Annotated in this window: 23 protein-coding genes; 14 read left to right on the forward strand and 9 right to left on the reverse strand. The window is 62.9% G+C overall.

The annotated features are described in order from the left end of the window. Positions 1–88: 88 nt before the first annotated feature. On the reverse strand, positions 89–1,159 hold the full coding sequence (gene hemE, locus ACIPHM_RS21760; protein ID WP_400332918.1) for a uroporphyrinogen decarboxylase: 1,071 nt from the start codon (positions 1,157–1,159) through the stop codon (positions 89–91). Between the two features lie 271 nt (positions 1,160–1,430). Between hemE and ACIPHM_RS21765 the strand changes: the two genes are divergently transcribed. Continuing rightward, positions 1,431–2,267 carry a transporter substrate-binding domain-containing protein gene (locus ACIPHM_RS21765; RefSeq protein WP_400332921.1) on the forward strand — a complete coding sequence of 279 codons (837 nt, stop codon included), beginning with the start codon at positions 1,431–1,433 and terminating at the stop codon, positions 2,265–2,267. 237 nt (positions 2,268–2,504) lie between these two features. Here ACIPHM_RS21765 and ACIPHM_RS21770 read toward each other — a convergent pair whose 3' ends face one another. The 5 genes from ACIPHM_RS21770 to ACIPHM_RS21790 form a co-directional block, all read right to left on the reverse strand. Then, positions 2,505–3,443 (reverse strand): alpha/beta hydrolase, encoded by a 939-nt coding sequence (locus ACIPHM_RS21770; RefSeq protein WP_400332924.1) that lies wholly within the window; start codon positions 3,441–3,443, stop codon positions 2,505–2,507. 64 nt (positions 3,444–3,507) lie between these two features. Further along, positions 3,508–3,981: a CoA-binding protein gene (locus tag ACIPHM_RS21775; protein WP_400332927.1), complete on the reverse strand. Its 474-nt coding sequence runs from the start codon at positions 3,979–3,981 to the stop codon at positions 3,508–3,510. Positions 3,982–4,745: 764 nt separating this feature from the next. Continuing rightward, complete coding sequence (otnI, locus tag ACIPHM_RS21780; protein WP_400332929.1) at positions 4,746–5,540, reverse strand: 2-oxo-tetronate isomerase; 795 nt, start codon at positions 5,538–5,540, stop codon at positions 4,746–4,748. A gap of 57 nt (positions 5,541–5,597) precedes the next feature. Next, positions 5,598–6,110, reverse strand: coding sequence for an energy transducer TonB (locus ACIPHM_RS21785; protein ID WP_400332932.1), 513 nt, complete (start codon positions 6,108–6,110; stop codon positions 5,598–5,600). 125 nt (positions 6,111–6,235) lie between these two features. Beyond that, positions 6,236–7,483, reverse strand: coding sequence for a dienelactone hydrolase family protein (locus ACIPHM_RS21790; RefSeq protein WP_400332934.1), 1,248 nt, complete (start codon positions 7,481–7,483; stop codon positions 6,236–6,238). 302 nt (positions 7,484–7,785) lie between these two features. On the opposite strand from ACIPHM_RS21790, the gene arsC reads away from it, so the two are divergent. Next, complete coding sequence (arsC, locus tag ACIPHM_RS21795; protein WP_400332936.1) at positions 7,786–8,142, forward strand: arsenate reductase (glutaredoxin); 357 nt, start codon at positions 7,786–7,788, stop codon at positions 8,140–8,142. 94 nt (positions 8,143–8,236) lie between these two features. On the opposite strand, the gene ACIPHM_RS21800 is transcribed toward arsC, so the two are convergent. Together ACIPHM_RS21800 and ACIPHM_RS21805 are read right to left on the reverse strand one after the other, a co-directional pair. Continuing rightward, on the reverse strand, positions 8,237–8,995 hold the full coding sequence (locus tag ACIPHM_RS21800) for an exonuclease (RefSeq protein ID WP_400332939.1): 759 nt from the start codon (positions 8,993–8,995) through the stop codon (positions 8,237–8,239). 8 nt (positions 8,996–9,003) lie between these two features. Beyond that, complete coding sequence (locus ACIPHM_RS21805; protein ID WP_400332942.1) at positions 9,004–9,660, reverse strand: MBL fold metallo-hydrolase; 657 nt, start codon at positions 9,658–9,660, stop codon at positions 9,004–9,006. A gap of 238 nt (positions 9,661–9,898) precedes the next feature. On the opposite strand from ACIPHM_RS21805, the gene ACIPHM_RS21810 reads away from it, so the two are divergent. The 4 genes from ACIPHM_RS21810 to ACIPHM_RS21825 all read left to right on the forward strand — a co-directional run bounded on the left by ACIPHM_RS21810 (position 9,899) and on the right by ACIPHM_RS21825 (position 13,860). Next, a complete protein-coding gene (locus ACIPHM_RS21810; RefSeq protein ID WP_400332944.1) occupies positions 9,899–10,501 on the forward strand; it encodes a septal ring lytic transglycosylase RlpA family protein in 603 nt (200 codons plus the stop codon). A gap of 431 nt (positions 10,502–10,932) precedes the next feature. Continuing rightward, entirely contained in the window at positions 10,933–11,919 is a 987-nt protein-coding gene (locus ACIPHM_RS21815) for an ABC transporter substrate-binding protein (RefSeq protein WP_400332947.1), read from the forward strand. Positions 11,920–12,154: 235 nt separating this feature from the next. Continuing rightward, positions 12,155–13,063 carry an ABC transporter permease gene (locus ACIPHM_RS21820; RefSeq protein ID WP_400332950.1) on the forward strand — a complete coding sequence of 303 codons (909 nt, stop codon included), beginning with the start codon at positions 12,155–12,157 and terminating at the stop codon, positions 13,061–13,063. 2 nt (positions 13,064–13,065) lie between these two features. Beyond that, the gene (locus tag ACIPHM_RS21825; RefSeq protein WP_400332953.1) at positions 13,066–13,860 is read left to right on the forward strand and encodes an ABC transporter ATP-binding protein; all 795 of its coding nucleotides are present in this window, start codon (positions 13,066–13,068) and stop codon (positions 13,858–13,860) included. A 143-nt stretch (positions 13,861–14,003) separates the two neighbouring features. Here ACIPHM_RS21825 and rsmI read toward each other — a convergent pair whose 3' ends face one another. Further along, positions 14,004–14,888: a 16S rRNA (cytidine(1402)-2'-O)-methyltransferase gene (gene rsmI, locus ACIPHM_RS21830; RefSeq protein WP_400332956.1), complete on the reverse strand. Its 885-nt coding sequence runs from the start codon at positions 14,886–14,888 to the stop codon at positions 14,004–14,006. Positions 14,889–14,995: 107 nt separating this feature from the next. Between rsmI and ACIPHM_RS21835 the strand changes: the two genes are divergently transcribed. From ACIPHM_RS21835 to ACIPHM_RS21870, 8 genes are all read left to right on the forward strand, one after another. Continuing rightward, on the forward strand, positions 14,996–15,349 hold the full coding sequence (locus tag ACIPHM_RS21835) for a YraN family protein (RefSeq protein WP_400332959.1): 354 nt from the start codon (positions 14,996–14,998) through the stop codon (positions 15,347–15,349). Between the two features lie 144 nt (positions 15,350–15,493). Then, positions 15,494–16,081 (forward strand): phosphoheptose isomerase, encoded by a 588-nt coding sequence (locus ACIPHM_RS21840; RefSeq protein ID WP_400332961.1) that lies wholly within the window; start codon positions 15,494–15,496, stop codon positions 16,079–16,081. 118 nt (positions 16,082–16,199) lie between these two features. Beyond that, entirely contained in the window at positions 16,200–16,973 is a 774-nt protein-coding gene (locus tag ACIPHM_RS21845; RefSeq protein WP_400332963.1) for a BON domain-containing protein, read from the forward strand. A 504-nt stretch (positions 16,974–17,477) separates the two neighbouring features. Beyond that, entirely contained in the window at positions 17,478–18,443 is a 966-nt protein-coding gene (locus tag ACIPHM_RS21850) for a UDP-glucose 4-epimerase family protein (RefSeq protein ID WP_400332966.1), read from the forward strand. A 94-nt stretch (positions 18,444–18,537) separates the two neighbouring features. Beyond that, the gene (locus ACIPHM_RS21855; RefSeq protein ID WP_400332968.1) at positions 18,538–19,098 is read left to right on the forward strand and encodes a sugar transferase; all 561 of its coding nucleotides are present in this window, start codon (positions 18,538–18,540) and stop codon (positions 19,096–19,098) included. 12 nt (positions 19,099–19,110) lie between these two features. After that, the gene (locus ACIPHM_RS21860; protein ID WP_400332970.1) at positions 19,111–21,057 is read left to right on the forward strand and encodes a polysaccharide biosynthesis protein; all 1,947 of its coding nucleotides are present in this window, start codon (positions 19,111–19,113) and stop codon (positions 21,055–21,057) included. Between the two features lie 37 nt (positions 21,058–21,094). Continuing rightward, complete coding sequence (locus ACIPHM_RS21865) at positions 21,095–22,378, forward strand: FCSD flavin-binding domain-containing protein (protein ID WP_400332973.1); 1,284 nt, start codon at positions 21,095–21,097, stop codon at positions 22,376–22,378. Between the two features lie 266 nt (positions 22,379–22,644). Continuing rightward, entirely contained in the window at positions 22,645–24,366 is a 1,722-nt protein-coding gene (locus ACIPHM_RS21870; protein WP_400332976.1) for a ShlB/FhaC/HecB family hemolysin secretion/activation protein, read from the forward strand. Positions 24,367–24,764 lie beyond the last annotated feature (398 nt).

Below are 24,764 nucleotides of genomic sequence, written 5' to 3' on the forward strand. Positions count from 1 at the left end.
CCCTTGACATTCCCCGCTTGAAACGGCGGTTGGGTTTGCGTAGCGAAATGCCCCGCAAACCCGCACTGTCACTTGCGCACGCGGCCGATTATGCCGTCTGGCGCAGCTTCCGGCTGTAGCTGTGGACTTCGTCGACGAGTGCCGCAACGTGTTCGGGGTGGGTGAACTGCGAGATGCCGTGCCCGAGGTTGAAGACGTGGCCTGGTGCATTGCCGTATGCGTCGAGCAGGCGTCGCACTTCGGTACGAATGGCGTCGGGGGCTGCGAACAGGGCGGTCGGATCGAAATTGCCTTGCAGTGCACAACGCTCGCCCACGCGACGACGCGCGGCGGCGAGATCGACGGTCCAGTCCAGGCCGATGGCGTCGGGGCCGGTGTCGGCTATGGCTTCGAGCCACTGGCCGCCGCCTTTGGTGAAGACGATGTGCGGGATCCGCGCACCGTTCCATTCACGATGCACGCCTTCGAGCGCCTTCTGCATGTAAGCGAGCGAGAAGCGCTGGTAGAGGCCGTCGGCCAGCGCGCCGCCCCAGGTGTCGAACACCATGATGGCCTGCGCACCCGCTTCGATCTGGGCGTTGAGGTAGGCGGCAACGGCGCGGGCGTTGGTCTCGAGGATGTGGGTCATCAGGTCGGGACGCTCGTACATCATCGTTTTGACGGTACGGAAGTCGGCCGAACCGGCGCCTTCGACCATGTAGCACGCGAGGGTCCACGGGCTGCCGGAGAAACCGATGAGCGGCACGCGGCCGTTTAGCGCGCGGCGGATTTCGCTCACGGCGTCGAAGACGTAGCGCAGGCTGTCGAGGTCGGGTGCCTGAAGGCGGCGCACGTCGTTTTCGGTGCGCAGCGGATGCGCAAAACGCGGTCCTTCGCCCGCTTCGAACGAGAGGCCAAGGCCCATGGCGTCCGGAATGGTGAGGATGTCGGAGAACAGGATGGCGGCGTCGAGCGGGAAGCGCTCCAGCGGCTGGAGCGTGACTTCGGTGGCGTAGGCCGGATTCTTGGCGAGCGCCAGGAAACTGCCGGCCTTGGCTCGGGTGGCGTTGTATTCGGGCAGGTACCGGCCCGCCTGGCGCATGAGCCAGATCGGCGTGTACTCGGTCGGCTGGCGCAGCAGGGCGCGCAGGAAAGTATCGTTTTGCAGAGCTTGGGACACGTCGCAGCGGTGGTAGGAAGGTGTTGGGCAAGCGGCCATTTTACTCGGGTATCCGGGGGGCGGTCGCGCGCAGGGCTGTTATGCCGCACATAAGGAGCCGCAGACGGGCGGCAGGCCGCGAGACAGGCGAAGGCGGGGCAACGCAGGATGTCTGATTTTGTGCGGGTTGGCGTCGGGCAGGCGTGACAGTAGTATGAAGCCCCACGAGTTGCATCAGACGGCTCGGGAAATCGGTGCGTCACAGCGCCAATAAAACAATCTGGAGACAAGCATGACAGTCATGACGACGGCCGCCCGCGCGGCTTTCATGGCGGGAGCGGCGCTTGCCGCGACCGTTACGGCGCTCGGAAGCAATGCTCAGGCGCAATCGCTTTCCCCGTCCCCTTCCCCTTCCCCGGCTGTGCACTCCCGGCTCGACGACATCATTCGGTCAGGCACGCTGCGCGCTTGCGCGACGGGCGACTATAAGCCCTATTCATTCCGCCGCCCGGACGGCCAGTTCGAAGGCATCGACGTGGACCTGGTGGCCTCGCTGGCAAAGTCGCTCGGCGTGAAGCCGGTGATTGTGCCCACCACGTGGAAAGGGCTGATGGACGATTTCACCGCCGGGAAGTGCGATATTGCGGTCGGCGGGGTGTCGGTGACGCTGGACCGCGCGGTGCGCGCGTATTACAGCAAGGTGGTGATGATCGACGGCAAGTCGCCGATCGTTCGCTGCGCGGATGTGGCGAAGTATCAGACGCTCGCCGATCTGAACAAACCCTCCACGCGCGCCATCGCGAACCCGGGCGGCACGAACGAACGCTTCGCCCGTCAGTACATGCCGAACGCCACGCTCACGATTTATCCAGATAACGTGACGATCTTTCAACAAATCGCCGACGGCCGCGCCGACGTGATGGTGACGGATTCTTCGGAGACGCTGCTCCAGCACAAGCTCAACCCGGCGCTCTGTCCAGTCAACCCCGACAAGCCGCTTCAGTTCGGCGAGAAGGCCTATCTGCTTCCCCGCGGCGACGATGTCTTCAAACACTATGTCGATCAGTGGCTCAATCTCGCTCAGAAAACTGGCGAGTATCAGGCGGTTGTCGATGCCTGGTTGAAGTGAGTTTGGTTTTTTGACGGCTTTTTGGTGAGGGCGGTTTGGGGGGCGGTTAGGGGGCGCGCGGTGTCAGTACTGCTCCCTCCCGCTCGTTCTCTCCCATCGCAGCGACACCGAAACAAGGGGGGCGCTCCCCTCCGCTCCAACTTAAAGTCGCTGCGGTGAGCGCCCCCCTTGTTCCGGCCTGTTTTGCCCAGGGCTGTTACCCCTCGGGATTTCGAGGTCGGTGTTCTGACTCTTTTTTTATCCCAACCACTCTCTCAGACGCTGGGCCGCGTCGTGCATAACCATCCTCGCCTGCGGGACCAACGGCTGCAATCTCGCAAAACTATGCGTCAAGCCCGTCGCCTCAATAATCTCCGCCCTCGCTCCCGAGCGCGCCACGAACTGCGCATACTCAACCGCCTCGTCATGCAACGGATCATATTCCGCCGCAATCACCAAACTGTTCGGTAATGGATGACGCGGCGCCTCAGCCATCAAATTCATCCGCACATCGCTCTCGTTCGGCCGTGCATCCCCCAGGAATTCTTTCCAATACCACCGCATTTCGTCCCGCGTCAGGCCCACACCATTCGCCAGACGCTCGTAACTCGGGGTGTCGAATCGGTTTTGCACCACCGGATAAATGAGCAACTGTGCCCCCACGATTCCCGGATGCCGATCGTTGAACCACGCCGCCGCCTGTGCCGCCAAATGCCCGCCCGCACTGTCTCCCGCCACAGCCAGACGGTCCAGGCTCACCCCCAGGCGCGCACGCTGCTCCGCAGCCCACGCCAAGGCGTCGCGTGCATCGTCGACCGGTGTCGGGAACGGATGCTCGGGCGCCAACCGGTAATCGACGCTCATGACGGCAACGTCCCCGTCCTGTGCCAGCAACGCCGCTACGGTGCCATGGGTGTCGACGTCGCCCACGACCCAGCCACCACCGTGGAAGTACACGACAAGCGGTACGGTTCTTCCCACCGGACGATAGAGACGCGCGCGCAGGTTGCGACCCGGTAGCGCAATGTCGAATGTCTCGCTGCGCAATCCCGCCGGCAACGGACGCAAGGCCTCGACGGCGACGGTGGCGAATTTGGCCCGTACTTCCTGCGGACTCGGCAGTGGTGCGCCGGCAGGCGTGGGGTACTTCCGGTCCATCAGGTCGTAGTAGGCGAGTAGATCGGCGTCGATGGTCATGTCGGCAGGTGGTTGGCGTTAGGAGGCGTCGGACGTCTCGTTGTCTCGTTTTCTAAACGAAGGATTAGCGGTGGTTGGCCGGTTTCCCGAGGCCACCGCCCTGCATCAGCCAACGCTGATGTTCGATCGCGACGCAGCGGTCCATGACGACGTCGAGCCCCGACGCCAGTGCCACGGCCGCCGCGTCGTCGTTTTCGATGCCCAACTGCATCCACAAACTGGTCGCGCCAATAGCAACGGCCTCGTCGGCAATCGGCGGAATGTCGCCACTGCGGCGAAAGCAGTCGACCATCTGAATGCGGATGCCCTCGGCACGCAAGGCATCGGCCGCCTCGGTCAGGCTCGCATACACGGTTTCGCCCAGAATTTTCTCGCCGGAATCCGCCGCCTGCGGGTTGATCGGCACGATCCGGTACCCATGCTGTTGCATGTAGCGCGAAGTGGTGTAGCTCGGCCGCTCAGGCCGAGGCGACAAGCCAACGACGGCAATCACCCGATCGCGCGCCAGTATCTGCCCCAGACGTTCAATGGTTTCCATTGCTCACTTTGTTGCCACGCACAAAGATTGAAGTTAGCACATTGCCGCTTTGTGCGTGAATGACGGAAAGGATGCGGACCCGAACGACACATACGCCACGGATACGTGGAGTTGACGCCGGGAGGTGACGAAATCGAAGTCTCTCGAAGGATGTCTTATTCAGCGAATTATTCAGGATGGCGAACAAAACATGGCGTTTAGTGTCACTCCGGAGGTCCTTGCCGCATAAGGCGAAGACGCGCCTCCCGACGGGGGTGAAACGCTCGAGGTGTTACAACCTGAAACACTTTGTTACCCCTCCGTTCATACGTTTCCACCACAATGCATCTCAACGCTGACGTGCTTATCCCCCGGTAACGCAGCAGCGCGGCTGTATCGGCAAAATGCGTCCCCCGGCGCGATTTGCAAGGTCGTTCGATACAGTGCTCCGAATCTGGTCTCCTCGCGCTAACCCCGTAGCGTGTGGTTTTGGCGGGCCCGTGTGTCCCGCCATTTTTTTTGCCCAGTTCGACCTACATCTTTCCTAAACCTTTCTCCGACATTCCCGCAAAAATTGATTCGACCTCCGATTGAATTTCGGGAGGCGATGACTCCTGCGTAATTGCATAACGCAAATGTCCATGAGGCCGCCGGTGCGACCGCCGTCAATCCCGGCTGTGCGTCGGGATTGACGACGGAGAATGTCCCAGGCGCGATCTTTGCGCCGATTTCTCTTCGATGTCCTGCTGATTGGCGGGCAGCTTCGTGGCTGTCTCGCTCCCTATCTATTTAGCGGCGGTGGCCCTGAGCCACGGTTTGAGCCAGCCGAGTCCCGCGCGCGTTGTGCTTTGCGGGCGGTATTCGCACCCGATCCATCCGGCATACCCCAGTTCGTCGAGCAGACGGAACAGGAAGGGGTAGTTGACTTCGCCGGTATCGGGTTCGTGTCGCGCCGGTACGCCCGCCACCTGCACGTGCCCGATGCTGGCGATGTACTGACGCAGCTTCACCGCGAGATCGCCTTCGACGATCTGGCAATGGTAGGCGTCGAACTGGACTTTGAGGTTGCTCGCGCCAAGCGCCTGACGAATGGCATGCGCCTGATCCTGGCGCGTGAGGAAGTAGCGCGGGAAGTCGCGCGGATTGATCGGTTCGATGAGGATGTCGACGCCATGTGCCGACGCCTGACCGCTAGCATAGGCAAGGTTCTCGAGGTAGGTGGCGTGGCATCGCTCGGGCGACTCGGCGGCGTCGGGGCATCCGGCCATCACGTGCAACTGGCGGCATCCCAACGCATCGGCGTAATCGAGCGCGATTTCGATGCCGTCCCGAAATTGGGCTTCGCGCCCGGGGATCGCCGCGAGTCCGCGCTCGCCAGCGGCCAAGTCGCCTGCCGGTCCGTTAAACAGGACCTGGGTCAGCCCGGCGTCGTCGAGGCGCGTGCGGATCTCCTGCGCCGGATGGTCGTACGGGAACAGAAATTCGACGCCCCGGAAGCCGTCGCTCGCGGCTTCGTGAAAGCGCTCGAGAAACGGAACTTCCTGATAGAGCAGACTCAGGTTCGCAGCAAATCGCGGCATGGGATTCTCCGTCGTCCAACGCGGACGGGGCAGGGTAGGCAGATGCCCGTCACGATATCACTGCCCGTCGATCTGCGGCGCCGCGACGCTGCGCAACTGGAACCGTCCATCGTTGTTGAAGAGCCAGGTTTCGACGGCGCGCACGCGTCCGCTACTGTCGACGAGCGCCCGGCTCGGCGCCGGCAAGGGACTGGCCCGTCGCAGACTCGCGATGGCGATGCGCTCGGCTTCCTCATCGCCATTGCTTCGGTACAGCGCCACGCCGGTGACGTTGCCGTCGCGATCGACCCAGTATTCGAGCGATACGACGGAGCGCAGCATCGGTTGAGGATTGCCCGGCGTGATCTCCCGTGCGTTGACTTCGGTGACGCGTTGCGCCGCCACGATTTTGTATTGGTCGAGTCCCGAGACCGGCGGCTGGCCCGATAGCAGATCGAGGATGAGCGGCTTCTTGGGTTCGAAATCCGGATTGGCACAGCCAGTCACCATCAGCGCGCACGAGACGACGGCAAACCACCCCGCGCGCGCAGCGCGGGACACGCGTCCGCGCTGAGAAAGTTGCGTATTCATCCCTTGTCTCCCGCAACATTCGCGACACTTTTTCTTGTTTTGACTTCCTGTACTGCGTGATCTTCGTACCCGGCCTGTGGCGCTTGCTGCTGCCTGCTGCCGCCTGCCGGGCACGCGCATCGGTGTTACTGCGCCCGGGTGCCGAACGACCAGTTCGGCATCAGCGCGTTGGACGCCAGATTCTCGTCCTGCAATTTGCGCGCGGTCTCGACACCCGCCACGGGCAGGCCCGTGGGGTCGAGCAGGCCGATCTGCACCAGTACGCTCGCCTGATCCCAATAGATATGCTCGTGCTCGAGCTTGTCGCCCCGGAAGCGCACGATCGCGACCAGCGGGATCTCGACGCGACGACCCGTCGGCGCAACGCCCGGCAGCATCCAGTCGACCGGCGTCGTATGGGTGAAGCAGAACAACAGTTCGTCGACGAGCTGCGTTGCACCGATGGTGCGCGAAATCGGAATGAGCCTGGTGTCCGGCGGGTTGCTATTGACGAAGTGATTGCGGTAGAAGTGCGCCAGTTGCTGATGGCCCACGCCGCCCGTCATCGTCGGAATGTGGTTGACGTATGGCTCGGCCACCATCGTCTTCATCAAGGGATCGATTTCGCGGATGGCGAATTCGTACGCGCAATGCGTTTCCCAGAGCGACGCGAAGTCGAAATGCGGGCCGATGGCGTTGCGCACGGCGCCGAGAGTGCGCTGATGCGCGAGCTGGGTGGCCGCGCGGTTGAAGTGGTCGCCGGGACGCGCAAAGGCATGGTCGGCGTCCGGGTAGGTGTACAGCGCGACGTTGGGATGCTTGCCCAGTCGCTCGGTCAGCGCGTCACGCACTTCGGCCGGGGCGTATTTGTCGCGTTCGGCGATATGCAGGACAAGCGGCGGATGCTCGCCCGCGAGTTCGTCGATGTGCTGCTCCAGGCCAACGCCGTAGTAACCGACAGCGACGTCGGCGCTCGTGCGCGTGACGGACAATGCCGCCAGTTTGCCGCCAAGGCAGTAGCCGACCACCCCCACGCCGCCCACGCACTCGGGCAACGCGCGCAAGGCGTCGACGGTGGCGCCCACGTCTTCCATTCCGAGATCGACGTCGAAGCTCTGGAACAAGGCGAACGCCCGTTGCCAGTCGCCGGGGGTGTAACCCAGCTCGATGCCCGGCTCGATGCGCCAGAACAGATCGGGGGCAAGCACGACGTATCCCTCTTCGGCGTATCGGTCGGCCAGCTCGCGGATGTACGCGTTCACACCGAAGATCTCCTGACACAACACCAGTCCCGGACCCTTGCCTTCGCTCGGACCTTTGCCGTGCGGCGTGGCCAGATAGGCCTGAAACGTCTTGCCGTCGCGCGACTTGATGCTGATAAAGCGTCCTGCCATGTCACTTTCTCCTGAAACGCCGGATCGTGCGACGCACAGTGCGCTCTCTCTGCCTATCTTAGGCGGCCGATGCAGGGCGCGCAGCGCGGTTAACACGTAGACCGAGCACGTAGCGCCTTGCGGCGGTGCGTACGTCGAACGATGCGTGAAGTTAAGGGGGTGAAGCTGGGAAGATGCGGCCAGTGCTGCCTCTGAGGTCCGCGGGTAGCGGCATCCGACGATACCATGCATACTCGGAGCGCACGTACCAGGCGTGAACGACGATGTCGCGCCGGACGCTTTTCGTACGCAATGGAGTGACCATGATTACCGTGTATCACAACCCGCGCTGCTCGAAGTCGCGCGAAGCGCTGGCCCTCGTGGAGGGTTCCCCTGCCGTGGGCGGCAGCGATCTGCAAATCATCGAATATCTGAAGACGCCGCCGACGCTCGCCGAACTCAAGCGTCTGCACAAGCTGTTGGGCGTGCCCGTGCGCGAGATGATTCGCAGCAACGAAACGGAGTTCGCGGAACTGGGGCTGGCCGACACGGCGCTGACCGACGACGCGTTGCTGGCCGCCGTGGCCAAGCATCCGAAGCTGTTGCAACGTCCGATCGTGGTGAACGGCGACAAGGCGGTGATTGCCCGTCCGCCGGAACTGGCGAACGACGTTTTGTAATCCGCCAACGGGCATCGGATGGAAAAAGGGGCGTGACGTGTGAGACGTTGCGCCCTTTTGATTTTTGCTGCGCCTTGTGGAAAGCCGCGCCGGCCTAGCTGTGCGCGGTGCTGTCTTTGCCGGGACCGGTTTCGGGCGACTCGGTGTCGTCTGTCGGGGCCGACGACGTTGCCGCCTGGGCTGCTGCGGTGTCCCGGAATATCGGCGCGTCGGCGTTGGCCGTGAGGCCGGCGCCGCGCCAGCCGGGCAGGTCGGCCAGCGTCTTTTGCTGCTCACGCAACTCCGCGAGCATGTTGCAGAAGAGGGCGCCCTGTTCGAGGGCGTCGTCGAGCGCCACGTGAGTGTGCGGCAGCGGGTCGAGCCAGACCTGCGGCAGACGCGGCTTGATGCACTTGCGGTACGGCATGCCGGTCATGGCGAACGCGAGTGTCTTGATGTCGAGTGCCGACCACGAGAACGGGCACCGGCCGACGAAACGCATCATGTACCAGAACATGAACGTGAAATCGAACCCCGCAGGGTAAGCGACGAACACTGGTTTGCCGGGCAGCTTCTCCACCCACTTTACGTAGGCCTTGAGCGCCTTGGCCGGATCTTCCAGGTCGACGCGGCAGGCGGCCCACGCCTCGGGCTCGGTCTTCCACCACTTCATTGTCAGTGGATGCCCTTTGGCATCGGGCAGGCATTCCAGGTTGGCGCTGAACGTGCCAATGAGCTCCTTGTCCGCCGTATAGGCCGCCGACGCGAAGCTCAGCATCGAGTGGGGGCCGGGGATCGGGCCGTCGGCCTCGACGTCGGTGCTGATGAAAATCTCCTCGTCGACGGGAACGATGCGCGACGGAGTGCGGGACATCGCCTCACTCATACGGCGCTCCGGGCGAGCACGGCGTCCGCAACGTACGGGTTGGTCTGACGTTCCTGACCGAACGTGGACACCGGGCCGTGCCCGGGAATGAACGTGACGTCGTCGCCCAGCGGCCAGAGCTTGTCGCGAATCGACGCGATCAGGTCGGCATGGTTGCCGCGCGGAAAGTCGGTGCGCCCGATGGAGCCGGCAAACAGCACGTCTCCCACACTGGCCAGACGCTCATCCGCTGAGAAGAACACCACGTGACCCGGCGTGTGGCCCGGGCAGTGCAGGACATTCAGCGTTACCTCGCCGAACGTGACGGTCTCGCCGTCGCCCAGCCAGCGATCGGGGGTGAACGGCTCGGGCTCGGGAAAGCCGAAGCGCGCGCTTTGCGCCTGAAGCTGGTCGATCCAGAAGGCGTCGTCCGGGTGCGGGCCTTCGATGGGCACGTCGTACTTCGCGGCCAGCGCCCCCGAACCACCGCAATGGTCCAGATGGCCGTGCGTCAGGAAGATCTTTTCGAGCGTCACCCCCTGACGCTCGATCTCGCCCACGATCCGGTCGATATCGCCGCCGGGGTCGACCACGGCGGCGCGCTGGGTCGCGTCGCATACGAGCAGGGTGCAGTTTTGCTGGAAAGGCGTGACAGGAATCAGAGTGACGTTCATGAGATATCGGGGACGCGATTTTTGACTATTGTAATTCGCCCCGGCGTGTCGCCGCCCGGTGCGTCGTCGCGGATCGGGCGGCGCACGCTGCCGGGGGGAGGCCCGGCAGCACTCGTCGGACGTGGACATGCCATTCCCCGGTAACGCTTTGTAAACAAGTCTCAGAATGTAAGTGAACGCTCGCTGATGGGTTGATTATTGTGCCGTGTTAGACTTGTGGGCTATGCGAACACGCGACATGCTCACACGGTTCGCGGTCTGCTGCGCCCTCGCCCTGACGTTGACAGCCTGCACAACGCCGCTCGAACCTCCCAGCCAGACGGCTGCCGCCACTTCGGCGACAGGCGCGCGAGCCCGTGCGCGCGAAGCCAACGCACCCGTTGGCTCCAGCTTCGATCTCCAATGGCCCGGCCGTTCCTATCGCAACGAAGGTCTCAATCCCGGCGATCCCGATGCTCCGGATCGCGACGGTGAAGCGCGTCTGCGGGCCGATGCCGGTACTTTCTTTCAGACGGGCATGGCGTCCTGGTACGGCAAGAAGTTTCATGGCCGTCGCACGGCCACCGGCGAAGCGTTCGACATGAACGAACCGACGGCGGCACATCCAACGCTACCGCTGGGCAGTTTCGCGCTGGTGCGCAACATCGCCAATAACAAGACCGTCGTCGTGAAGATCAACGACCGTGGTCCCTACACCCGCAATCGCATCATCGACTTGTCGTATGGCGCGGCCAAACAGCTCGACTTCATTCGTGCCGGGCACACCAAGGTCGAAATCCGCCGTTTGTCGCGTAGCGAAGTCGCTGCCCTCGGTCTCGACGAGAGCAACAGCGCGCCCTGACGCGCGTGCCTTTATCGTCGCCGTCCCGCCAAGTCCATTCCGAATTCGTGTCGGACCCGTCTTAAAAAATGGGACGCCGTGCGCCTGTTTGTTGTGAAAAAGACAGTCACCGCACGTGAATTCCTCCACACTATTTCGGTTTTCGATGCGTCTCATGGGTTGAACGCATCGCATGAACGTGCGTGCAATGAATCGCGAACGACCGAATCGACTATTTTTTTTCCGATTGCCGCATAAATCTGCCAGCGTTTGGGCGCAATCCGATGTTCGGCGGGCCTCCCGGGAAGTTGCGTTGGCAACCGTTGTTCGCTTCGGGCGATGTGGGTAGACTGTGCCCCACGCGCAGGTGCACGCTTTACGTGCATCCGAAAGAGGCCCGCCGAGACCCGGGCCCGGCGCACCTATCAAGAAGCATTCCTGGAGGAGTTTTGATGTCGACGATGGGCAAAAACGCCACGCGCACCCTGCTGTGCGCCGTGGCCGCAACGTTGTTGGGGACGACCGGCGCGGCATTCGCGCAGGATACGAAGTCGGTAGCCGTCGTGGCGATCGTGGAGCACCCGGCACTCGACGCCATCCGTGATGGCGCGCGCGACGAACTCAAGGCGGAAGGTTACGAGGTCGGCAAGAACCTCAAGTGGGAATATCAGAGCGCGCAGGGCAACACCGGCACGGCCGCGCAGATCGCTCGCAAGTTCGTGGGCGACAAGCCGGACGCGATCATCGGTATCGCAACGCCGACGGCACAAGCCGTGGCCGCTGCGACCAAGAGCGTGCCGCTCGTCTACTCGGGCGTGACCGATCCGGTCGCGGCACAACTGGTCAAGAGCTGGGACGCCTCGGGCACCAACGTGACCGGCGTGTCGGACAAACTCCCGCTGGACAAGCAGGTTGCGCTGATCAAGCGTGTCGTGCCGAACGCGAAGACCGTGGGCATGGTGTACAACCCGGGTGAAGCCAACTCGGTCGTGGTCGTCAAGGAGCTCGAAAAGCTGCTGCCGGCCGCCGGCCTCACGCTCAAGACTGCCGCTGCGCCGCGCACCGTGGACATCAGCTCCGCCGCCAACAGTCTGGTCGGCAAGGTCGACGTGATCTATACGAACACGGACAACAACGTGGTGTCGGCCTATGAGTCGCTGGTGAAGGTGGCCAATGACCGCAAGATCCCGCTGGTCGCCTCGGATACCGATAGCGTGAAGCGCGGCGCCATTGCGGCGCTGGGCATCAACTACTACGACCTCGGCCGTCAGACCGGCAAGGTGGTGGGCCGCATTCTGAAGGGCGAAAAGCCGGGCGCGATCGCCTCGCAGACCAGCTCGAATCTGGAACTGTTCGTCAACACGGCAGCGGCGGCCAAGCAAGGCGTGAAGTTGTCCGACGATCTGGTGAAGGAAGCCAAGACGGTCATCAAGGAGTAAGCGTCACGCATGCGACACCGGTGGAGCGGGCTCACGCCTGCTGCACCGGCGAGCGACAGGGCGGCGTACGGACACGATCTGTCCCCGCCGCTCTTTTCCTATCGAATGGGTGAGACGGCTTCCCCCCGAACGCGGTCGCACAACGACCGGCTATGACCTGAACTGGCCGACTCGGCCGTGCGAGCGCTGACGCCGAACCCCGGCGTGGGCCGTCTTGCGCAGTGGAATAACGAAAATGTCCCTTTTTTCTGTGATGGGCGCCCTGGAGATCGGCCTGATCTTCAGTCTTGTGGCGCTCGGGGTGCTGATTTCCTTCCGCATCCTCAATTTTCCCGATCTGACCGTTGACGGCAGCTTCGCGCTTGGCGGCGCGACGGCCGCCATCCTGATCGCCGGTGGCGCCAATCCGTTTGCCGCGACGCTTGCGGCAATGGCGGCGGGTGCGGTGGCGGGGTTCATCACCGGTTGGCTCAACGTGCGTCTGAAGATCATGGATCTGCTCGCCAGTATCCTGATGATGATTGCGCTCTACTCGGTGAACCTGCGAGTCATGGGCGCGCCGAATGTGCCGCTGATCACGTCGCCGACGGTCTTCACGATGCTTCTGCCGGAGAACGCACCGAACTGGCTGCCGGATTATGTATTGCGTCCGCTGCTGTTGCTGGTGGTCGTGGTCGTGGTGAAGCTGGGTCTCGATTATTTCTTCTCGTCGCAACAAGGTCTCGCAATGCGTTCGACGGGCGCGAATCCGCGTATGGCGCGCGCGCAGGGCGTGAATACCGGCCGCGAGATTCTCGCCGGCATGGCGCTGTCGAACTCGCTCGTGGCGCTTGCCGGTGCGTTGTTCGCGCAGTCCCAGGGCGGTGCGGACATTTCGATGGGTATCGGCACCATCGTGATCGGCCTGGCGGCGGTCATCATCGGCGAGACGATTCTGCCGGCGCGACGCCTCGTTCTCACGACGCTGGCGGTGGTCGTCGGTGCGGTGCTGTACCGCTTCTTCATCGCGCTTGCCCTCAATAGCGATTTCATCGGTCTGAAGGCGCAGGACCTCAACTTGGTGACGGCACTGCTCGTGGCCGCGGCACTGGTGCTGCCCGCAACGCGTCGCAAGCTGTTCGCCCGCAAGAACGGAGGTGCCTGATCATGTTGAGCGCAAAAGACCTCAAGATCACATTCAACCCCGGTACGCCCATCGAGAACCGTGCTTTGCGCGGAATGTCGCTGGAGATCCCGACGGGACAGTTCGTCACGGTGATCGGCTCCAACGGTGCGGGCAAGTCCACGTTCCTGAACGCGATCAGCGGCGACTTGTCGGTCGACTCGGGCACGATTGCCATCGACGGAAATGACGTCACGAAGAAGACGGCGTGGCAGCGCGCGAATCAGGTGGCGCGGGTGTTCCAGGACCCGATGGCAGGTACGTGCGAGGCGTTGACTATCGAGGAAAACATGGCGCTGGCCGTCAAACGCGGCGAGCGCCGGAGCTTCCGGTTCGCGCTGAACCGTGAGCTGCGCGAGCGTTTTCGCGAGAAGCTGAGCCTGCTCAACCTCGGGCTGGAAAACCGGTTGTCGGACCGTATCGGATTGTTGTCCGGCGGTCAGCGTCAGGCGGTGAGTCTGCTGATGGCGTCGTTGCAGCCGTCGCGGATCTTGCTGCTCGACGAGCACACGGCGGCGCTGGACCCGAAGACGGCGGCGTTCGTGCTGGAGCTTACGGCGCGCATCGTACAAGAGAGCAAACTGACGGCGATGATGGTGACGCACAGCATGCGTCAGGCACTCGACTACGGCGATCGCACGGTGATGCTGCACCAGGGCAAGGTCGTGCTCGACGTGTCGGGCGACGAACGCAAGGGGCTCGATGTGCCCGACCTGCTGCAAATGTTCGAGCGCACCCGCGGCGAACAACTCGACGACGACGCGCTGCTGCTGAGTTGATCGTCGCAGTGTAGCGAAATGAGAGAAGCCCGCTTTGGCGGGCTTTTTTTTTTGACCTTTGGCGCTTGGGATATCGGCGGGATCGTTGTCGGAAACTTCCGATTTTCAACGCCCTTGGAGACGGCGTTGTGCGCGTCGATTCCTCAACCGTTCTTGAGGGCTAGTGCGCGTTCGTAGAGGGCGTTTTTGGGGGCGCCGGTGATCGATGCTGCGAGCTTGGCGGCGCTTTTTGTCGGAAGCTCGGCCACCAGCAGCGCGAGAATGCGCTGCGCTTCGGCGTCCACGCCGTCGTCGTTCGCGCTGGCTGCGGCTCCCGAGACTGCCAGCACGAATTCGCCGCGCTGGCGGTTCGCGTCCGCCTTCAGCCACGCCACGCCTTCGCCTAGCGCGCACTCGTGAATGTCTTCGAAGCGCTTGGTCAGTTCGCGCCCGATCAGCAGCCGTCGCTCGCCGCCCAGTCCCTCTGCCAGCGCCGCGACCGTCTCCACGATCCGATGCGGTGCTTCGTAAAAGACTTGCGCCGCGGTCGAGCCCGCGAGCGCGGCAATCGCCTGGGCGCGTTGCTGCGCCTTCGAGGGGAGGAAACCCACGAACGTGAACGTCTCCACCCATGCACCTGCGGCGCACAGCAGCGTGATCACCGCGCTCGCGCCCGGTACCGGTACGACACCGAGGCCCGCCGCGCGTACAGCGTCGACGAGTCGCGCGCCGGGGTCTGAGATGCCCGGCGTGCCCGCGTCCGAAATATAGGCGATGCGCTCGCCGCCGCGAAGACGCTCGACAAGTCGCGTTGCCGCTTCGTTTTCGTTGTGCTGATGGGCCGCAATCAACGGGCGATCGATGCCATACCGCTGCAACAACAACGCGCTGTTGCGCGTATCTTCACAGGCGATGGCGTCGACCATGCCGAGGATATAGAGCGCCCGCACGGTGATGTCCGCGGTATTGCCCAGGGGGGTGGCCACGACATACAGCGTGCCGGCCGGGTAATGCTGGCCTTCGGCCAGCGACATCAGGCGTTCATCCATGGCATCGGGCTCCCGCAAACGAAGTCGCTGCCACGCAGGGCGGCAGGGCGGGTGTCAGGGCTTTGGCAGCACCGGCGGGGCCGGTAACGGTAAACATCGGAACAACCATGTCGAATCAGCTAGGAGTTTCGTACGAGAGCCGCGCGCAGTCGCTACTGGAGCGGCGCGGCTGGCGGCTCGTCGCACGCAATTATCAGTGCCGGGGCGGCGAAATCGACCTCATTATGCGGGATCGCGCGGGGGTGCTGGTATTCGTCGAAGTGCGTGCACGCTCGCGAAGCGACTTCGGCGGGGCGGCGCAGAGCATTACGCGCGCCAAACGACGTCGCCTGACGCTCGCCGCGCGCCATTATCTGCTGCGGTGTCCGGCGGCGCGGTGCCGCTTCGATGTCGTCGCGTTCGACGGTCGTCCGCCCGTGGCGTGCTGGCTACCCGACGCCTTTCGCGCCGACGATCCATGACGAAACCCGCCCGGGCCGGCCCTGTTACACTGGCGAAAGTGCCGTTTTCAGGACTGACGGCCTTTGAACGCCGGCCGAAGCAGGTGAGAGCCCTAGGGCACCCGTGCGAGGCTGGCAGCTTTTGCGACACCCTGGCAAACGACCATGTCGATCGAACGAATTCAGCAACACTTCACGGATAGCGTCGAGACCAAGCTGGCCGCGCGCGACGCGCTGGCGCATCCCATTGCCGCCGCAGCGGAGCTCATGGTTGACGCGCTGTCCAACGGCAACAAGATTCTTGCCTGCGGCAACGGCGGCTCGGCGGCCGACTGTCAGCACTTTGCGGCCGAACTCGTTGGCCGGTTCGAGCGCGAGCGCCCCGAACTGCCGGCCATCGCGCTGACGACGGACTCGTCGATCCTGACCGCCGTCGGCAACGACTACAACTTCGACGTCATCTTCTCGAAGCAGGTGCGCGCGCTCGGGCACGAGGGCGATGTCCTGCTGGCCATCACCACGTCGGGCAATTCCGGCAACGTGCTCAAGGCGATCGAGGCCGCACACGAGCGCGGCATGCACGTGATCGCGCTCACCGGCAAGGGGGGCGGGAAGGCCAACGACGTGCTGGGCGAGATGGACGTGCACATCAGCGTGCCGGCCGATCGCACCGCGCGAATTCAGGAAGTTCACCTGCTGACCATTCACTGCCTCTGCGATCTGATCGACTCGGCGCTGCTTGGCGACGAGTGAACCTATTGTCACCTTAAGGCGTCAAGATCATCACGAGCACCGGGCCGCGGGGGCGGACGGTGCCGATTGGGCGCGGCGGGGGCCGTCCCGTTCGAACATCCAATAAGGAGAAAGCCCGATGAGTTTCCAACGCGTAGTCAAGCCGCTTGCTGCGGCAGCGTTGATTGCCGCAACCCTGGCCGGTTGCGCCCCCATCATCCTCGGCGGCGCCGCGACAGGCGCACTCGTGGCCACCGACCGGCGCTCGGTTGGTGCGCAGACGGAAGACCGCGAAATTCAGGTCAAGGCCGAAGCCAATATCGCCAATACCCTGACCGACGACGCGGTTCACGTGAACGTGACCGTGTTCAACCGTCGTGTGCTGCTGACCGGCGAAGTGCCGAACGACGCCAGCAAGCAGGCTGCGCTCAATATCGTCAGGCAGATCAGCAACGTGCGTGGCATCGTCGACGAGATCGCCATCGGGCCGAAGAGCTCGTTCGGCTCGCGCTCGAACGACGCGTGGATCACCAGCAAGGTCAAGGCCAACCTGATCAACACGAAGGAAATCTCGGCCAACGTCTTCAAGGTCGTTACCGAGCGCGGTGAAGTCTTTCTGATGGGGCTTGTCTCGCCCGAAGAAGGCACCATTGCCGCCAACGTGGCCAGCCGCATCGATGGCGTGCAGAAGGTCGTGAAACTTTACGAATACGTGAAGCCGGAAGAAGCGCAGCGTCTGTCGACCGAAGCCGAGAAGAATCCTGCCCCGGCACAACCCGACGACGCGAACGCGGCCACGGTCACGACCACCCCGATCGGCAACGACACCGTCACGGCCAAGCCGCTCTCGACACCTGCGCCGATCAGCGAAGGACCGGTCAAGCCCGGACCGTCGACCAAGACCGGCAACTGACGTATCGACGTATATCCCCTCCCCGGCGCCTGGCGTGCCGGGGAGGGCCGCATATCGTTGCATGAGGGCTATGCGCGTGCGGCCGGCCGTTCAAATCCGCAGACCGTGCGCGTGCCCCGTTGTCTTGCAACGACGCCCGCCGAATACTCTGACACGTTGGGTCACCCCGCTCAGCATGTCCTCATTTTCATTCGCTATTCTCGAGCGCGTGCCGCAAACGGGATTGCTATGAGATTGGGGAGCGGTCCGGGAGCCGCCAATAACATTGCCGTGCAGCGAAGAGAATGGATTCAGCGCATTCGTGCGCAATAGCGGCGTAAAAACGACGAAGCGTCGAAATTCGCCACGCCGCGCCGATTTGCACGGTTAAACGCGGCTATCATATGGTCTTTAAAAAATGAAATTAAATAACGGTTTCAAGGCGATTCAATACGTCTCGATCGGCACTTCGGCACGATTGCCGTCATAACCGTTTTTGATTTCGCCATTCAAAACAAGAATCCAATGACAGCTCGAATTTTGGTGACCGGCGCAAACGGCATGGTGGGCGCAGCGCTGGTGAAGCACCTCCGTCAGGATTCGAACGTTGAAGTCATTGAGGCGGTTCGCGCGACGTCGACCGGCAACCGATCGCCGCAGGCGCGTGTGATTGGAGATATCGGCCCCCGCACGCGTTGGGCCGACGCATTGGCAGGCATCGATGTCGTTGTACATTGTGCTGCGCGCGTCCATATCATGGGCGAGACCGACACATCGACGGCATTGAGCAAGTTCCGAGAGGTCAACGTTGCCGGCACCGAGCGTCTGGCGATGGAGTGCGTGCAAGCGGGCGTGAAACGTCTGGTGTTCGTCAGCTCCGTCAAAGTGAACGGCGAAAGCACGAGCGGCCGCGCCCCGTTTCGTTACGACGACGTGCCTGCCCCGCTGGACCCCTACGGCATCTCCAAATCGGAGGCCGAGGCGTCGCTCATGAAGGTAGCGCAGCACACGGGACTGGAAGTGGTCGTGGTGCGGCCCCCGCTGGTCTACGGGCCGGGCGTCAAGGCGAACTTCCTGCGCTTGATGCAAACCGTTGCGCGCGGCATTCCGCTGCCGTTCGGCGCCGTCGATAACCGGCGAAGCATGGTGTATGTCGGGAATCTTGTCGACTTGCTGTCGATCGCGGCTACGCATCCGGCGGCTGCGGGACAGACGTTCATGGTGTCGGATGGCGACGACCTGAGCACTCGCGGTCTGATCGAAGGCATTGCCAGGGCCATGGATGTGCGCCCGAAACTCGTGCCGGTCCCCGCGGGTCTGATGCGCGGTGTGGCGGCTTTATTGGGCAAAAAAGCCGTGAGCGATCGCGTATTGGGGTCGTTGCAGGTGGACATCGATCACACGTGCCGCACGCTGGATTGGCACCCGCCGTTGCCGGTCGCTGCCGGCTTGCAGGCGACGGTCGCCGCGTGGCGCGCGGCGCAGCCGTAATGGTTTGATCTGGTTTGAATCGTTTCGACGCAAAACTCTCGTCAGTGCCCGCTCTCGACGGATGCTGAAAGAAAGCAGAAGATCATTAGTAGCTATGAAACGAATATTTGATTTTTCAGTGGCGCTGGCCGCCGGACTCGTACTGCTGGTGCCGATATTGATCGTCGCCGTGCTGGTGCGGGTGACGTCGCGAGGCCCGGCGCTGTACTGGTCGGACCGGGTCGGGCGCGACAATCGGATTTTCCGCATGCCCAAGTTCAGGTCGATGCGTGTCGATACCCCGGCAGTTGCCACCCATCTGCTGCCGGACCCGAAGGCCTGTCTGACGCCGATCGGCGGCACGCTGCGCCGTACCAGCCTCGACGAACTGCCACAGATCTGGAGCATTTTGCGCGGCGACATGAGTCTGGTCGGACCGCGTCCGGCGCTGTTCAATCAGGACGATCTGATCGAGTTGCGGACTCGTTACGGTGTCCACACGTTGCGCCCGGGTTTGACCGGATGGGCACAGATCAACGGTCGCGACGAGCTTCCGATTCCCGTGAAGGTCGAGTTTGACGTCCAATATCTCAAGCGGCGTAGTTTTCTTTTCGATTTCAAGATTCTGGTAGCGACTTTCGTCAAGGTGCTTCACCGGGACGGCGTGTCCCACTAGCGGTGGAGGTGCATGGCTATGCTGAAATACATTACTAATCTGCCACGAACGATCAAGAGTTCGGTGATGGTCTGTATGGACGCCCTTTTGCTGCCCTTTGCACTTTGGGCAGCCATCGGTTTGCGCCTCGATGTCTGGCATTTTCCGCAGATTTACGCGTGGTGGGCGTATCCGTTGGCGTCGGTGGCCGCCATTCCGATCTTTGTCAGGTTGGGACTCTATCGCGCGGTCATTCGATACATCGAAGCGCGCGCCATGATGATGGTGGTGGTCGCGGTGACCATCGCCGTGTGCGCGTTTGCCGTATTGCTCGTGTTTCTGACCCTGCCGCCGGTGCCGCGCGGCGCGCTGCTCATCTACTGGATGATGGCGACGCTGTTTATCGGGGGAAGCCGTTTTCTTGCCCGCGCCATTTTGCAGAAGGCGACCTCGCCGAAGCTGCGGCACGACCGCCAGTCGGTCGTCATTTACGGTGCGGGCAGCTCGGGCCGGCAATTGACAGTGGCGTTGCGCGCCGGTCGCGATTTCCAGCCCGTGGCATTCGTCGACGACGCCCCCGCATTGCAAGGCATGGAGATCCTCGGCCTGAAGACGTACTCGCCTGAGGAGTTGCCGCACCTGGTGGATCGGTTGTCCGTTCAGCAGATTCTGCTGGCGATCCCCTCGGCAGGGCGCTCGCGCCGCCTGGAGATCATCAACCGGCTCGAAACGCTGAAAGTGGAAGTCCGTGTGATTCCGGGCATGTCGGATCTGGTCGACGGGGTGGTGAAGGCCGAAGACATCCGCGAAGTCGAAATCGACGACCTGCTGGGCCGCGACACGGTGCCGCCGAATCAGGATCTGCTCGACGCGAACATCTTCAACAAGCACGTCATGGTGACCGGTGCGGGGGGATCGATCGGCTCGGAGTTGTGCCGCCAGATCGTGCTGGGCCGTCCCGCATCGCTGGTGCTCTACGAACAGTCGGAGTTCGCGCTCTACTCGGTCGAGCGTGAGCTCGAAGCAATCATCGAAGCCAAGCGCCTCGGTGTGCGCCTGATTTCGGTGCTCGGGTCCGTACGCAACGAGGCACGCGTGCATGGGGTGATGACGTCGTGCAAGATCCAGACGGTCTATCACGCGGCGGCGTACAAGCACGTGCCGATCGTCGAGTTCAACATGACCGAAGGCATTCTGAACAATGTCTTCGGCACGTTGGCCACCGCGCGTGCCGCCATGGCGGCGGGCGTTGAAATCATGGTGCTGATTTCGACGGACAAGGCGGTTCGGCCGACCAATATCATGGGCGCGAGCAAGCGCTTCGCCGAATTGATCCTGCAAGCGTACGCCAACGATCCGACGGTACACACACGTTTCTGCATGGTGCGATTCGGCAACGTGCTGGGCTCGTCGGGATCGGTCGTTCCGTTGTTCCGCAAGCAGATTCTGGAAGGGGGGCCCGTGACCGTGACCCATCCGGACATCACGCGCTACTTCATGACGATTCCCGAGGCGTCGCAACTGGTGATTCAGGCCGGTGCGATGAGCCGGGGCGGCGAGGTCTTCGTTCTCGATATGGGTGAGCCGGTGAAGATCTCCGATCTGGCGCGCCGCATGATTCACCTGAGCGGTTTCTCCGTGAAGGAAGATGCCTCGCCGCAGGGCGATATCGAGATCCGTTTCTCGGGGCTTCGCCCCGGCGAAAAGCTCTATGAGGAATTGCTGATCGGTGAGGATGTGTCGGGGACACGGCATCCCAAGATCATGATGGCGACCGAACACTTTTTCCCGCGCGAAAAGCTTCTGCAAATCCTCGAGCGGCTATTCTCGGCGTGTGAAAACAATCAGCACGATGCGATCGTGCTTATCCTCCACGAGTGTGTGTCCGGCTTTCGAATGGTGACCCAGATACAGGATCATCTCTACGGACTGGACGCCACGCCGATCAAAGTCGTGAGTTTCCACAACACGATCCATTAAGTCCGGTTCAGCCGGACACGGAGACCGATTCGCCGCCATGCACCGTCGCGACTTTCTTCTCGGCGCTTGCGCCACAGCGTCATTGTTCGGGATGGACCAGGCGCTTGCCACGGTGCCGGTGTCGAGAAAGGCCCATGTCGTTGTGGTCGGTGGCGGATTTGGCGGGGCGACCGCCGCAAAGTATCTGCGCGTGCTCTCGGGCAACACGCTGAACGTCACGCTGGTCGAGCCGCGCGACGCTTTCGTCAGCCTGCCGCTGTCGAATCTGGTGGTCGGCGGCAGCCGTCGTGTCGACGATCTCACCGTCTCCTACAACGCCCTGGCCGACAAGCATGGCATTGTGCGGCGTCGCGCCAGTGCGCAGGCGATCGATGTGCGGCGGCGTCAGATCACGCTGAGCGACGGCGCTACGCTGGCCTACGACCGGCTGGTGCTCTCGCCCGGCGTTTCGCTCGAATGGCAGGCCGTGAGCGGGCTCGATACCGAGGCGATGCGCGCCGCCATGCCCGCCGTGTGGACCGACGCCTCGCAAGCTGGCCCCTTGCACGCCGCCCTGCGCGCGATGCCGGAAGGGGGTGTCTTCGCCATCACGATCCCGGAGGCGCCGCTGCGCTGCCCGCCCGCGCCATATGAACGCGCGACGCAGGTCGCACATTGGCTCTCCCGGCATAATCCTCGCGCGAAGGTTCTGATTTTCGACGCCAACAGCGACGTGCTGGCGCTGGCGAAGCCGTTTCAGACACTCTGGGCTGAGCGCTTCGCGTCGACGCTCGAATACCATCCCCAATTCAATTGCACCGAAGTTGCGCGCGACGGCGGCCGTTTTGCCGCGCGATTCGAGTTGGGCGAGCAGACACTGGCCGACGTGCTCAACGTCATTCCGCCGATGCGCGCCGGCGACATTGCGCGGCAGACGGGACTGGCGAGCGCCAACGACCGTTGGTGCGAGGTCGATTTCCTGAGCTACGCCTCGAAGGTCGCGCCGGACATTCATGTGCTGGGCGACGCGATCCAGATCGCCCCGGTGATGCCCAAGTCCGGGCACACGGCAAGCGAGCATGCCAAGGTGTGTGCCGCCGCGATCGTCGCGGAACTGGCGGGACGCCCGGTCAATCCGGCGCCGGTCTGCTCCAGCACGTGCTTCAGCTTCGTCTCGGACACCGAGGCGATGCACATCGCCGGAGAACATCGCTACGACCCGGTCGAGAAGACGATGATGCCGGTCGCCGCGAAGTCGGATGTCTCCACATCGCCCACGCGAGAGGATTTCGCCAGGGGCATCGCCTGGTCCAAGGCGATCTGGGCCGATATGCTGGCGTGATCCGCCGTCGTTTCGATGCTCCGGTTTTCCTCCGTAACCCGCGAATTCATGGCGTTCGAACGCGTTTGGAGCAAAGTCTCTAAGCGGTGCGAGCCAAGCCGCGTCTGAGGGTTGCCGGCGTGTCGCGTGAGCGCCGCATTTCCGCTGTGTTCCCCCGTTGACGACGCCTCACTCCTCCCGGTTACACTGGCTCCACGAAAAAATAAGCGTTGGGGGGCATAGGGATGGCGCATCGCCAGGGAGAGTCCCGTCTTGCGTCACGCGTCATGCGTGGGGGCTCGGTCAAGTCTGTTCGCAATCGCAGTGTGGTTCAGGTCATCGCTGTTTCGCTTTGCTCCCTCAGTCTGCTCGGCACCCAGCAAGCCCGGGCCGATGCCAGCCCGGTGCGTGGCGATCCGTTGCAGAGTCTTCCGAAGATTGAAGCGCCCAAGGCGCCGGCGGCCACCATTCATATTCAGGCGCCCACGCAGGAAGACGCGCTCAAGTCCTTGCTCGCCCGCAAGATCACCCCGCAGCGATTCGGCATCGAGGGCGTGAAGTCGCTGCCCTTCGAGCAGGTGGCCGGACGCTTCGCACCCATGGCGGGCAAGGAAGTGACCATCGGCGATCTGGTCGAGAAGGCCAATCAGGTCACGAAGATGTACCAGGACGCGGGCTATCTGCTGTCCTTTGCTTTCGTCCCCGCACAGGATTTCAACGACGGCTTCGTGCGCGTGACCGTCGTCGAAGGGTATATCTCCAGCACGAAAATCACCGGCAAGCCCGGGCCGTCGGAGCAGCGTCTGCGCGACATTGCCGCACACATCGAGGCAGAGCGACCGCTCAAGCGCGCCACGTTCGAGCGCTATCTGAACCTGCTCACGCTCGTGCCCGGCATGAAGATCAAGGCCGACGTGCAGCCGCCGACACAGACCGACGGCGCGACCGAACTCTCGCTCGATGTGTCGCGCCAGCCTGTGGCGCTGGGTACGTCGCTCTCGTATAACAACCCGGGCATTCGCGGCGTCTTTACGGTGACGAGCAACGCGCTCACGCCGCTGGGCGAGCAGATCCAGCTGACGGCCATCGCGCCGAAGGGCCATAACGACGAAGAGTTCTACGCGGGCTCGTATATCCAGCCGTTGGGATCGAACGGGCTTCAGGCGCGCGTGGATGCGTCGCACTATCGGGGCCAGCCGGACGATCAGGCGCTCGCCGGGCTCACGCGTCACCTCGATACCAAGCGCGTCGCAGTGAGCCTGTCGTATCCCATCCTGCTCAACAATCAGCGCAGCCTGACCGTGAGCGGCGGCATGTACGGCGTGAATTCGCGCGACCGCTACGAGGTGCCGAACTCTCCGAACTACATCAACTCGCAGACGAACGTGCGCGCCGGACAGGTGCAACTCGCGTACAACGAGGTGACGGAAAAACAGACCCGCAGCGCCACGCTGGGCGTGTTCAAAGGCTTCACGGGGATGGGCGCGAGTCAGTCGTACACGACGCAGCCCGCAGGCGTGCCGCAAATCCTCGGGCCGTACGATCTCGGCTTCTGGCGCTATACGCTCGATGCCAAACAGGGCGTGGTACTGCCGTGGGAGTTCGGGGTCATCGTCTCTGCGGGGGCGCAGTACAGCAGCAATACGCTGCCGACATCCGAGCAGGCCACGTTCGGCGGTCAGCGGTTCGGCCTCGGTTATCCGGCGGGTGAAATCGCCGGAGACAAGGGCTGGGGCGCGTCGATCGAACTCAACCGGATGTTTCGCACCGATTTCCGCTATCTGAAGACGATTCAGCCGTACCTGATGCTCGATACGGCGCGCGTCTATCTGAACGCCGGACAGTTGTTCCACAACCAGCTCGCCTCCGTGGGCTTGGGCGTGCGGATCTCGGACAGCAAGTATTACTCGCTCGACCTGTCGGTCGCCAGGCCGGTCGCCGATGCGCCGACCAATTCGCCGAACCGTCCGCTGCGATTCAACGCGAACTGGTCGTATCAGTTCGAGTAACTCGCCGCATCGCGCTACCGCTACCGTTACTGTCACCGACTACCGCGAACGATAAGGGACGAAGTACGCTTCATACGTGGCTCTGTCGCCTGTCCCTTGTCGCTTTTCTTATCAGGTTTTTCCCTGATGTGCCGAACCCCCGAGTTGTCCTGCATCGCGATGCGCCGGTTGGCGCTGGGGCCGACGCGCGTCGCGCAACCATATGACGTGCGGTGCGCTATATCCCGCTGTATACACGGAAATGCGCTCGCCGACGGCCGCGCGCCAATCGTTCGACGCAATATCTCGGTGTCCGACGTGTTGCAATGCAGCTTGCTTCTCTTGGCCATTATTTCGATTATCCGTATATGCGTATGTAGGCATATACAAAATTCTCTGTGCCTTCACACGAACTCAAA

This window comes from Pandoraea sp. NPDC087047 (assembly GCF_044745225.1).
Taxonomy (GTDB): Bacteria; Pseudomonadota; Gammaproteobacteria; order Burkholderiales; family Burkholderiaceae; genus Pandoraea.